Source organism: Peptostreptococcus sp. D1 (assembly GCF_900112955.1).
In the GTDB taxonomy this organism is placed as follows: domain Bacteria; phylum Bacillota; class Clostridia; order Peptostreptococcales; family Peptostreptococcaceae; genus Peptostreptococcus.
On sequence record NZ_FONP01000001.1, the window covers coordinates 186,499 to 198,565 of the forward strand.

8 protein-coding genes are annotated in these 12,067 nt (G+C 33.9%); all 8 read right to left on the bottom strand.

Translation table 11 applies throughout. The features are described from left to right. Positions 1 to 118 precede the first annotated feature (118 nt). The 8 genes from BM120_RS00865 to BM120_RS00900 all read right to left on the bottom strand — a co-directional run bounded on the left by BM120_RS00865 (position 119) and on the right by BM120_RS00900 (position 12,065). Positions 119 to 1,465, bottom strand: a complete 1,347-nt coding sequence (locus BM120_RS00865) for an alanine/glycine:cation symporter family protein (RefSeq protein ID WP_091992605.1) — start codon at positions 1,463 to 1,465, stop codon at positions 119 to 121. An 89-nt stretch (positions 1,466 to 1,554) separates the two neighbouring features. Then, entirely contained in the window at positions 1,555 to 3,720 is a 2,166-nt protein-coding gene (locus BM120_RS00870) for a family 10 glycosylhydrolase (protein WP_091992606.1), read from the bottom strand. Positions 3,721 to 4,019: 299 nt separating this feature from the next. Next, on the bottom strand, positions 4,020 to 5,510 hold the full coding sequence (locus BM120_RS00875; protein ID WP_091992607.1) for a C40 family peptidase: 1,491 nt from the start codon (positions 5,508 to 5,510) through the stop codon (positions 4,020 to 4,022). A gap of 109 nt (positions 5,511 to 5,619) precedes the next feature. After that, on the bottom strand, positions 5,620 to 7,191 hold the full coding sequence (murJ, locus tag BM120_RS00880; protein ID WP_091992608.1) for a murein biosynthesis integral membrane protein MurJ: 1,572 nt from the start codon (positions 7,189 to 7,191) through the stop codon (positions 5,620 to 5,622). Positions 7,192 to 7,200: 9 nt separating this feature from the next. Beyond that, positions 7,201 to 8,652 carry a polysaccharide biosynthesis protein gene (locus tag BM120_RS00885; RefSeq protein ID WP_091992609.1) on the bottom strand — a complete coding sequence of 484 codons (1,452 nt, stop codon included), beginning with the start codon at positions 8,650 to 8,652 and terminating at the stop codon, positions 7,201 to 7,203. Between the two features lie 135 nt (positions 8,653 to 8,787). Further along, positions 8,788 to 9,900, bottom strand: a complete 1,113-nt coding sequence (locus BM120_RS00890; protein ID WP_091992610.1) for a glycosyltransferase — start codon at positions 9,898 to 9,900, stop codon at positions 8,788 to 8,790. A 7-nt stretch (positions 9,901 to 9,907) separates the two neighbouring features. Continuing rightward, positions 9,908 to 11,203 (bottom strand): UDP-glucose dehydrogenase family protein, encoded by a 1,296-nt coding sequence (locus tag BM120_RS00895; protein WP_091992611.1) that lies wholly within the window; start codon positions 11,201 to 11,203, stop codon positions 9,908 to 9,910. A 1-nt stretch (position 11,204) separates the two neighbouring features. Continuing rightward, positions 11,205 to 12,065: a glycosyltransferase family 2 protein gene (locus BM120_RS00900; RefSeq protein WP_330389277.1), complete on the bottom strand. Its 861-nt coding sequence runs from the start codon at positions 12,063 to 12,065 to the stop codon at positions 11,205 to 11,207. Between the last annotated feature and the right edge of the window lie 2 nt (positions 12,066 to 12,067).

The following is a 12,067-nucleotide window of genomic DNA, read 5'->3' on the forward strand; positions in this document are numbered from 1 at the left end:
CTCTAACACAAGGCAAATAAAACATAAATAAAAAACATTTAAAAAGCTTGCAGCATCCATCTAAACAGATAGATATGCAAGCTTTTTATTTGAAAACTAATAAACTTAGTAGAAGATTTTAAATTATTTTTTTAGATTCTGCACTGTTCATAGCATCCTTTACCTTTTTAGATAAGTATACCAAACCTATAACATTCGGTATAACCATTATCGCATTGAACATATCTGCTAGCTCCCATACTAAATCGACCTGTAGAGCTGTACCCAATATGATAAATACCAAAACGATTACTCTAAAAGGCATAAGTGACTTCTCACCAAACAAATATGTCACATTTGCTTCAGCAAAGAAATACCAGCCTATTATAGTTGAGAATGCAAAGAATAGCAATGCAACTGCAACAAATATCAATCCAAATGATCCAAAGCCAGCCTCAAATGCCTTTTGAGTTACCGTAATTCCCTTTTCTCCTATTCTATCTGCTCCAGTGGCAATTATTACCAATGCAGTGATATTCAAAACTATAAATGTATCAATAAACACACCAACTATGGCAACTAATCCCTGTTGAGTAGGATCGTCAACCTTGGCAACAGCATGAGCATGTGGAGTAGAGCCCATACCTGCTTCATTAGAGAATAATCCTCTAGCAACACCATATCTAATAGCATCCTTTACTGCTACACCGGCTGCACCACCAAGAACTGCAGAAGGGTTAAATGCACCAACAAATATCATTCTAATCGCATCAACTGTCTTTCCACCCATAACAATTAATATTATAACACCACCAATAATATAAAATGCCGCCATTACAGGAACTAGCTTTTCAGTAAATGATGCAATTCTTCCAATACCACCAATGAAAATAAATCCCGAAATAACAGCTAAAACAATTCCTACAATTAGTGGGTTAATATTGAAAGCTGATTTGAAAGCCGAACCTATGGAATTGGCTTGTACCATGTTACCTATAAACCCAAGTGCAATTATTATCGATACTGCAAAAAGTGTTGATAAAAATTTACTCTTCACACCATATCTCAAATAATATGCCGGACCACCAGTAACCTGTCCATTTACATCTTTTTTAAATAACTGAGCAAGAACTGCTTCAGCAAAAATAGTTGCCATTCCAAAAAACGCACTCAACCACATCCAGAAAATTGCACCTGGTCCACCTGACACAATTGCAGTTGCAGCACCAGCAAGATTACCAGTACCAACCTGAGCTGCTATAGCAGTTGCAAGTGATTGAAAAGAGGTCATACCATCCTTACCAGCTTTTTCACCTTTTAGAGAAAAACCTCCAAATGCCTGTTTGAAAGCCTTACCAAATTTTCTTACCTGTATTCCTCTCAGATTAATTGTAAAGAAAATACCACAACCTACAAGTAAAAAAAGTAAAACCTTTCCCCATAAAATACCATTTATGGCTTTGACTAATTCTAATAGTCCTTCCATAGAAAAACACCCCCCAAGGTAATATGATTTTTATATTATTTAACAAAATGTTAATTAATATCAAGCTATATACTTGGGGGGACAATAATCTACTTCATATCACCACCAAGTAAGCTATAGATAGTTTTATACGAATTTAAGTTAATTCCACCACCAACCCTATACACTAAACTCGCCATTCTTTCTGAGAGAATCTGTCTCTGGTAATCAGATACAGATCTACCAACTAAAATAACTGGAGAGTCTGACTTCTGTGCAAAAGCACTTACTGTTATCGCATCAATTGGAGCATCACTTCTCGTTAAGAAAGCTTTTTGCGAAAATTTATTACCATAAAATTTCTCCAATACCTTTGTATTAGTATCTATTCTATCCTCTCCATATATTCTATATTGTGATAAATCTAATCCAATCGCATTTCCAACCTGTGCAATTACATTATCTGATAATACATTTGGTCCGCCGATAAAATATATATTGCTTATTCCATTATCTCTAATAGAAGCAACATTTTCGTCTAAAATACTGTCGTTAGAAGAAATTAGTATCGGAGTTTTCTGTACACCAGCCTTCGATGCTATAGAAAGTGCATCTGGTAAAGCATTTTTACTTGCTATAAACACTGAATCCACAGCTCTTGTTTCGCTTATTTTATCAAAAATAATTCTTGATACTTTCTCTGGATCCGAAGAGTTTATCCTGTCAATATTTATATTTGAATTTACTCTTTTAACTGTATTTATATCATGCTGTGTTATTGAGTTGCCATCGCCAATGACTATCAATTCACTTACTTTCAATCGTTTTATCTCATTTGCGGTATTTAAGCTAACTCCGCCAGCAAAACTCAAAAGTATCGGTGCATTCCTTTGTGATGCCAATGGACTCGAAACCACTGCATTTACCAAGTCATTACCATTTACCAATATCGCCGTTTGAGCTCCATTTGGATAGCTTTTTTTACTTATTTGAATAGCTGTTTCAGCTCTGTCATTGCCCATCATCTCATTCTGATACGGCAATCTACCTGTTGAGCCTGTCCCTGAAGATGTATTGTTATCTGAGCCTGCTCCAAAGTTGCCATTATATGATCCATAAAGAGATTTCAAATCATTATATATTTGATCAATATTGGCAATGTCTCTTGCTGAGAAATAAATGCTACCCTTGATTTCAGAATATCTTCTGTTTAAATTAATTTGCTGCTTTATTTCAGCTGCAACATCCTCTCCTCCATATTCATTTTGACCATGCTTGTAAATACCTTGACCAATGTATAGCTTTACTCCTGTACCTCTAACTTGATCTGACCACCACTTTACAAGTGTCGCATAGTCAGCCTTCGAATGACCAATTCTCCAATATACCTGAGGAACCACATAATCCACTAAATTATTTTTTATCCAATATCTAGTGTCTGCATAATGTTTAGCATATGATTCTCCACCAGAAGTATTTGAACCATTTGAATCATTACTTCTATTTCTCCAAATACCTGCTGGGCTGACACCAAAATCAACATTTGGCTTTATTGATTTTACTGCTCTATGAACCTGATCAATCATTGTACTTACATTTCTTCTTCTCCACTGCTCTTTGTTTCCAGAGCCATATTTTGCAAATGATCTACTATCATTGAAATCTGTAGCCGGATAGAAATAATCATCAAAATGAACTCCATCAATGCTATAATTTCTGACAACCTCAGAAACCGTATTTACTATATAATCTCTCACTGCCGGAATACCTGGATCGTAATACCATTTATTTCCGTGCTTCACAACCCAATCTCTGTGAGTATTAATAGCGTTATTACTCGCAGTAGAGCTAATGTCCTCATAAATACTTGCTCTGTATGGATTAAACCAGGCATGTACCTTTATGCCTCTTTTATGAGATTCGTCTAATACAAACTGTAATGGATCGTAACCAGGATTTTTGCCTTGAACACCCGTTAGATATCTAGACCATGGATTTATGCTAGACCTATATAGTGCATCCGACTCCGGTCTAACCTGAATTACAACGGTGTTAATTCCTGCTGATTTTAATTTTTCTAAGAGATTAATATACTCCTGTTTTTGTTTTGCTGCATTACCTTGTGACCCTTTTGATGGCCAATCGATATTAAAAACTGTAGAAACCCAAGCTGCCCTCATTTCTTGCTCTGATGCACTTGACGAAGACGGTTTCAAAATTAGTAGTACTGAAACAATTGTCAATACAAATAGTACAATAGATAACCTTTTCTTCATTTTACCCTCCTATTGATTTTTTATTTTTGGTATACTCAATCGAGGCCACGCTAAAGAAAAAACAAATTTTGTATTTTATATGTTTTTTTATTGTACATTATTATAACATTAATACTATTTTATCACGCTTATGTAGTTAAAACAATAGCATTTTTAACTATATAATTTATTTAAAAATAATATTAATATCATTCTTGTTTTTTCTTTTATTTATTAGGCACAAAATTAAATCATACCATTTTTTTCTTTATTAATAAATTAAAAGGTGAGAAAAAACTCACCTTCCAAAAAATTAATCTCTATTGAATTATTCTTCTAGCTGTCGTGTATGATCCAAGAGTAGAAATTCTTACAGAGGTACCTGGCTCCGGCGCATGAATATATTTGCCATTACCCAAATACATTCCTACGTGACGAATTGGTGAGCCCCAGAATATCAAATCTCCTGGCTTCAACTCAGATTTAGAAACATATTTTCCAACAGTAGCCTGCTGCCTTGATACTCTTGGCAAATTTACGTTTGCACCATTTTTAAAAGAATAAAGCATTAATCCAGAACAGTCAAATGAATTTGGACCAGTCGCTCCCCAGACATATGAAGATCCAAGTTTTGATTTCGCAACTGCAATTACATTATTAATCTTCTTCTCAGATTCACTAATATATGATGTGTTAGGAATCCAACCTGAAATTGTACCATCAGCACTTTGTACTTTTGCAAAGCTACCATTTTCCTCAAGTATTCTTACTCCGTTACCTTTAATGAATCTTCCAACTACTGCTGAAGAGTTATTAGATTCACGCCTTACATCAACGTCTTTTTGAATAAGCGTAGTTTTTATATTCGTATTTAGAGATCCATCTGCATTAAAAAAGTATGTTTTTCCATCGATATATCTAATCTTGTTGGCAACCATAGTACCATCGGCCTCAAAATAGTATTTCTTTCCATTTATTGCTCTCCATATATTTTCAGCTCTATTAAGTGTGTTTAAAAAGAAATATGTTTTATTTCCGTCTTTAAACCAGCCTCTAGTTCTATTGCCATTTTCATATTTATACCACTTTCCTTCTTCACTAAACAATCCATTCTTGACAAAATTCTTACCATTATTCACAGAATCGATAAGAATTTGTTCTCCCCTTTTATACTCCTCTTGCTGCTGAGTCGAAACAACTCCAACCTTAACAGAGTTGTTATTATTTATTAAATGACCATTGCCATCAAACTGATATTCTTTACCATCTATTAATATCTTTTGATTTTTAATCATAACACCATCTTTATTAAAGTAGTACTTATAGCCTTTAATATTTCTCCACATATTTTGTGGAAGGGCATATGTATTTATAATATAGTATTTTATTCCTTTATAATCTACCCATCCCTTAACCTGGACATTATTAACATAGAAACGCCATTTGTTTCCATCCTTCACAAATCCATTCAGTTTTTGGGCAGCTGTTTTTATAGCTTTTCCCTCAACATTTACTTCGTAACCATCAAGTGTAGCACTTTCTTCAGCTCCACTGTTTTGTTGTTGAGCTTCATTTTGTCCAGAAACATCTTCACTCGTAGCAAATTCGCCATTTTCATTCGTGTAACCATCACTACTATCTGTAGTATTGTCTTGATTTTGTGAACTTGCAGATTCTTGCTCTTCAGCACTTATACTTTCTGTTTGTTCAATAGTATTTGCAAAAGATATTTCTGTTCCAATACTAGATGTTAGAATAAACCCAGCCAAAGCCAAAGCAATTACCTTCTTATTCCGTTTTTTATACTGCATGTCTACCTCCTTTGCATCATCACTAATACAATTCTAACATAAAAGGTTACAATTTGCAAGGTAAAAATTTACAAATTGTAACCTTTATATAAATTTTTGTTATTTTTTGTTACTTTTTAATATTTTTTTGTAATCTTTTTATTCTTCCTTTAATTCCCCTTGTAAATAGATTAACCAAAATATTATACTCTTCTACTTTCATAAAATACATTATTATGGCATATACCAATGCCCCCAGCATCACAGAAATACCAAGATTTGCTGCCTTAAATATCAACCCTTGATTAAGATGTGGAGTCATCATATTGAAAATAAATCTTACCACAATACCCATCACAGCTGCAGATATAAAGCATTTTGTAAAAACGATAATATTTTTTTTAGGACTGAAGTAATTAACTTTCTTGTTCATGCTTCTAAAGAACAAGAAAAGACCTATATACGCCGATATGGATGTTGCCAAAGCAAGCCCTTTATATCCAAGTGGTTTTATAAATATAAGATTCAATCCAACATTGAAAATTATCGCAATTACACCATTTGTCATCGGAGTTTTGCTATCCTCAAGAGAATAGAAACCTCTTGACATAACGTCTCTCAACGCAAATGCTAAAACACCTGTCACATAAATAATGAGTATATTCGCAGTAATTATAGTATCCTCTGCAGTAAACGCATTTCGTTGAAATAAAGCTTCAACTATAGGTTTAGCAAGAACTCCACAGCCTATCACTATAGGAACTAATACTATTATTATCACATTCATCGTCTGAATCATACTATCTACAAATCTATCTATTTTGTCACTCACGACTAAACGTGAAAACTTCGGATACACAACTGACAATATAGAAGTGATGAACAACGCTTGAACAAATTCATAGAGTCTTCTGGCATACCCAAATGACGCCACAATGCTTGTCCCCAAGAGAGACGCCAGAGATTCATCAACAACAGAGTTTATCTGATTTGCACCAACACCTATTATAACAGGTATGACCAATATCATCATATCCTTCATAACCTGATCGTGCAAATCTATTTTTCTCGAATATTTATATCCCTCCTTGTAAATAAACGGAATCTGAAATATGGTCTTTGAAGCAATTGCGATAAATGCTCCAAAGATTAGTACATAAAAATTAGTTCTCGTACTTAAAAGTATTGATATAATTATTATTATGCTATAAGGAAATCCTATTAACCCTGGTATTACAAACCTCTTTTTTATCTGAAGATAGGCAGTAAAAATATTTGCCAATCCCACAAAAATAATTGTCGGTAGCAATATCCTTGTAACCTGAACGCACAGCCTAAAAGCTTCACCTTCATAGCCCACAGCAAAAATCTTTACTAGTGGACCAGCAGCCAATATACCTCCCACAGAAATTACTAGACATGCAATAACCACAATATTGATAACTGAATTTAAGAAGGATAGCGCCCTTTCCTCAGAATCTTCATTTGAAAGTTTATTGTATAACGGAATTAGGCTGGTAGCCAATGCCGAGCCAATTACGGCAAACAGTACTACTGGAATTTTATTAGCAGTGTTATACACAGCAACATACATCCCTGTACCATATGCAGATGCTAGGACACTGTCTCTTGCCAATCCTATAATTTTTGAAAGAATAGTAACAACCATCAAAAAGAAGGTTGCTTTTGCAGTTTTCGACATTTTACACCTCTATATATTATTGACATACTCTGGTTTCACATATGTATCAACCAATAGCCTCATCAATTCATCTACCTTCTCATCTTCTTCGTTTTTTACGACTTGCTTTAATCTATCTATCAATGAAAATACATCCTCACTATCAAATGACTGTGGGCTCCCTATAAATATTTTATTATGCTCTGTTTTACCAAGACCTTCTTCTGCCATTAATAATTCCTCAAAAAGCTTTTCGCCCAATCTCAAGCCTGTATACACTATCTCAATATCTTTGTCTGGCTCAAATCCACTCAATCTTATCAAATTTCTCGCAAGGTCATCTATTCTCACTGGATCTCCCATATCCAAGACAAATATTTCTCCACCATGTGCCATCGCACCGGCTTGCATAACAAGTGTTACAGCTTCTGGTATCGTCATAAAATACCTTATTATATCCTTATGAGTAACAGTTACTGGTCCACCAGCAGCTATTTGTTTTTTAAATAGCGGAACAACCGAGCCACTGCTTCCCAATACATTTCCAAACCTCACTGCAACAAACTCAGTGTTGCTGATTGTATTGTATATCTGGATGATTATCTCACACAGCCTTTTAGTTGCCCCCATCAAATTTGTTGGATTGACAGCTTTATCACTGGAAATCAGAACAAACTTTTGAATTTCATATTCATCTGCCAACCTCACAAGATTTAAAGTCCCAAAAACATTGTTTTTTATTGCCTCTGTCTTGTTTGTTTCCATCAACGGAACATGTTTATGTGCGGCTGCATGAAAAACAATGTCAGGTCTATACCTGTCGAATATTTTGTCCAATCTATTGTATTCTCTAATATTTGCAATTATAACATCAAGATCCAAGCGTTCTCCATACTTCATCTTCAATTCTTGCTGTATATTATAAGCATTATTCTCGTAGTTATCCAAAATTATCATTTTCTTTGGTCCGTAGCTGGATATTTGTCTACACAATTCTGATCCAATCGTTCCTCCTCCACCAGTAACCAATATTGTTTTTTCATTCAAGTATAATTTTATTTTTTCCATATCAAAAAAAACCGGATCTCTACCCAATAAATCTTCAATATCTACATCTCTTATAGCCTTAAAATTCACCCTTCCGTTAATAATCTCTGAGATACTCGGAATTGTCCTTGTGTGGCAGCCTGTAGTTCTACAAATATCCAAAATCTCTTTTTTTCTAGAAATAGATATATTTGCGATAGAAAAAATTATTTCATCCACTTCCAGCTTTTCACAAATTTGTTTTATTTCATTTGTATTTCCAAGAACCTCATGTCCACATATTTTTTCACCAACAAGCTCTACAGCATCATCTATTATTGCTACGACAACCCTATTTAACATAGATAGGTTCCTGTTTATTTCATTAATGACCATTTGTGCTGCCTCACCTGCACCAATAATCATTACCCTTATAATACCATAACTTTTAGTCATATTATCTCTCCATCTATAACAATCTTATTCAATTATTATTTAATTTCCATAAATAAACCTTTACTAAAAAAACTTTGTAAGCCACTTAATTCGGAAAAATTAAAATGCAATACAAAGTTCTTACTTATTTATAGTTTACTTATTAATCGGATACTTTTCAAGTATATCAGCATAAATTTTCGATATATCCTCGAAATTGTCTTCAAATCTATAATGATCTCTAACAAATACTCTTCCAGATTTTCCCATATCAATTCTCATTTTGCCATCAAGCATCAATTTTTCCATTGCCCTAAAAAGCTCATCACTAGATTTTGGCTCAACTATTATTCCAGTTTTTCCAGCATCAACAGACTCGGGATGACCTCCAACATTCGTGATAATTACAGGAGTTTCACAAGCCTGAGCTTCAATAGCCGATACTCCAAAGCCCTCTCTCAGGGAAGGAAATACACAGACATCACAGCTATTGTATGTTCTAACTATATCTATCGGCTGCACCCTACCCAAAAAAGTTATAGAGTCGTTCACATCGGAATTTTTAGCTTGAATTTCAAGTGCCTCTCTCTCTTGACCATTTCCACCAATCAAAAGTCGTAGTCTTTTTCCATCTTTTTCGCCATCATACTTTTTGTATAGCATTTCATAAGCTTCAATCAAATACTTTATCCCGTACTTTTTTTCCAAGCTTTTAACTATACCAAATGTAAAGAATTTTTCATCCTTTGAATTTTCTAAAGGAATAAACCTTTCCATATCCACACCAAAGTATGTTATATCAACTCTTTTATCAGTATATAAATTTGCTTCTCTAGCCATATCGACACTATTTGAAAATATGTAGTCAGCTTTTCTAAAATTATGCTTTATTATTAATTTTTGAATGATTCCGTTTCTCGGAAAATCATAGATATCTGTTCCCCAAACCGAAATGATAAATGGCTTGTATCCTATTAAACTTCCCAAAAAACCATAACTACTCGCATACTGTGCATGAAAAATATCTGGCTTAATAGTATTGATTAATCCTTTTATCTCGCCGATGTTATTTAAATATCCAAATTTTTTAAAAATACCTTTATTCCTTAATTCACCCACATTTGCATTGAAGTCATATACCTTTACACCATCTATTTCTCCACCATTAAGAGATATTACTGAAATATCATATCCTTTTTTAAGAAAAAAATTGCAATACTTTTTTACATGAGGATTTGAAGCATCTGCCAAATAACATATTTTCTTCATCAAAACACTACCTTCCTATAGAATAATACTCTATACCATTATCCTTCATTTCACTTATTTTATAGCAGTTTCTTCCATCAAAAACAAGAGGTCTTTTCATCAATCTTTTATAATTTGATACATCATAGTTTTTTATAACCTCCCACTCTGTCATAATAAAACACATTTCAGCCTTCGAAATTGCAGAATCAATGTCGTTTACATATGTTATAGTATCACCAAATATTTTCTTTGCATTATTGATACCGACAGGATCAAAGGCTACTACCTCTGCTCCTCTTTCAAGTAAATATCTTATATTTACAATAGAGGGTGCCTCTCTAAGGTCATCGGTACCTGGCTTGTATGTCAATCCAAGAATCGCGACCTTTAAGCTATTAAACGATTCTACAAAATCAGATGATTTTTTTGCCAATTTCAGCTTTTGTATTTCATTTACTTCTATTGCCGCCTTTATCGTCTTTAATTCATATCCATTAGAATTTGACAACCAATGAAGAGCCTTTGTATCTTTTGGAAAGCATGATCCACCATATCCAATTCCAGCATTAAGAAAATTACTACCTATCCGGTTGTCAAAGCTCATGCCCAAAGCCACCTCTTCAATATCTGCCCCAACAATTTCACATAAATTTGCTATATCATTCATATACGAAATTTTCAGAGCCAGAAAATCATTTGAAGCATATTTTATCATCTCAGCTGAATTTCTGTTGGTAACCAATTTATGATTATCGAAGTTTTTGTATATATCCAGCAAAATATCTCTAGCCCATTCACTTTCAGCTCCAATTACAATTCTGGTAGCTTCAAATGTATCCCTTACCGCCGAACCCTGAGCTAAAAATTCTGGATTTGACGCAACTTCAATTCTAATGTTTTCTCTTTTATGTTTATTAACATATTTTTCAATTTGCTCATTGGTTCCTATCGGTACCGTCGACTTAATTATCACTAATATATCTTTTTTAGCATTTTCTGCAATAGTCTTCGCAGCCAACTTTAAATAATCTAGATTAGCGGAGCCATCACTTCTCTCTGGAGTACCAACCGCAATAAATACAGCATCTGCATCACCATATGCCGATTCAAAATCAGAAGTAAATTCAATTCTATTTAAATCGTTATTCTTTTTTATTAATTCTTCCAATCCATTTTCATATATTGGTGATATACCATTTTTCAACATAGATATTTTTTCTGAATTTACATCCACGCAAACGATATGATGTCCACCCTTCTCTGCTAAGCAAACACCTGTCACCAAGCCAACATAACCAGTACCAGCAACTACAATTTTCACATTATCTACTCCTGTCTATTTCGTCTTTATCTCTAATTAATCTCTTTTTAACAGCATTATAAGCATAGAAAATAAATACATACATTGCTTTTGGCAAGCTTAAATGCTCTACATTACGATAAGTATTCCAAGTTCTCTTTATCGCTGTAAACTTGTTATCAGAAAGAGATCCACTAACAACTCTATACCAAACTAAATCATCATATATTCCATATGCATAGTCAGCTTTTTTCAACAATTGCAACCATGTAGCCGTATCTTGACCACGCCTTACATTTGCCATCCTGAAGTCACCGATTAGTTTTTTGTCAATCAATACTGTTGAGCAACCAATAATCGTGTTCTTCAAAAGCCCATTGTAGTCGATTTTCTCAGGCGCTCTCGCAACTTTCGACATAGGACTGCCATCCTGCATAACATATCTATAGGAAGTAAACACAAATCCGATATCTTTCTCTTTGATTAATTCCATTTGCTTCTCAAGCTTTTGAGCTTTCCAAATATCATCACTATCTAAAAAAGCAATATATCTACCTTTAGCCATAGCCAACCCAGTATTTCTCGTTACAGCGGCACCAGAATTCTTATTAAGCTTTACATATCTTATTCTATTGTCATTATCTGTAAATGATTTTATTAACTCAGCAGATGAATCGGTAGAGCAATCATCTATCAACAACAACTCCCAATCACTATAGGTCTGAGCTTGAACAGATTCAATTGTTTGTACAATAAATTCTTCAGCATTGTATACTGGAGTAATTATCGATACTAATCCGTCTTTCATAATTCTTCTCCCCGATAACTTCTTAAACGATACTCTAACTTCCCATTCCAAACACTTCAATTCAGCATCATTCAATT

Bases quoted from the DNA above. Each gene is read 5' to 3' on its own strand.
- BM120_RS00865 (WP_091992605.1), bottom strand. From the start codon at position 1,465: ATGGAAGGACTATTAGAATTAGTCAAAGCCATAAATGGTATTTTATGG.
- BM120_RS00870 (WP_091992606.1), bottom strand. From the start codon at position 3,720: ATGAAGAAAAGGTTATCTATTGTACTATTTGTATTGACAATTGTTTCA.
- BM120_RS00875 (WP_091992607.1), bottom strand. From the start codon at position 5,510: ATGCAGTATAAAAAACGGAATAAGAAGGTAATTGCTTTGGCTTTGGCT.
- murJ (WP_091992608.1), bottom strand. From the start codon at position 7,191: ATGTCGAAAACTGCAAAAGCAACCTTCTTTTTGATGGTTGTTACTATT.
- BM120_RS00885 (WP_091992609.1), bottom strand. From the start codon at position 8,652: ATGACTAAAAGTTATGGTATTATAAGGGTAATGATTATTGGTGCAGGT.
- BM120_RS00890 (WP_091992610.1), bottom strand. From the start codon at position 9,900: ATGAAGAAAATATGTTATTTGGCAGATGCTTCAAATCCTCATGTAAAA.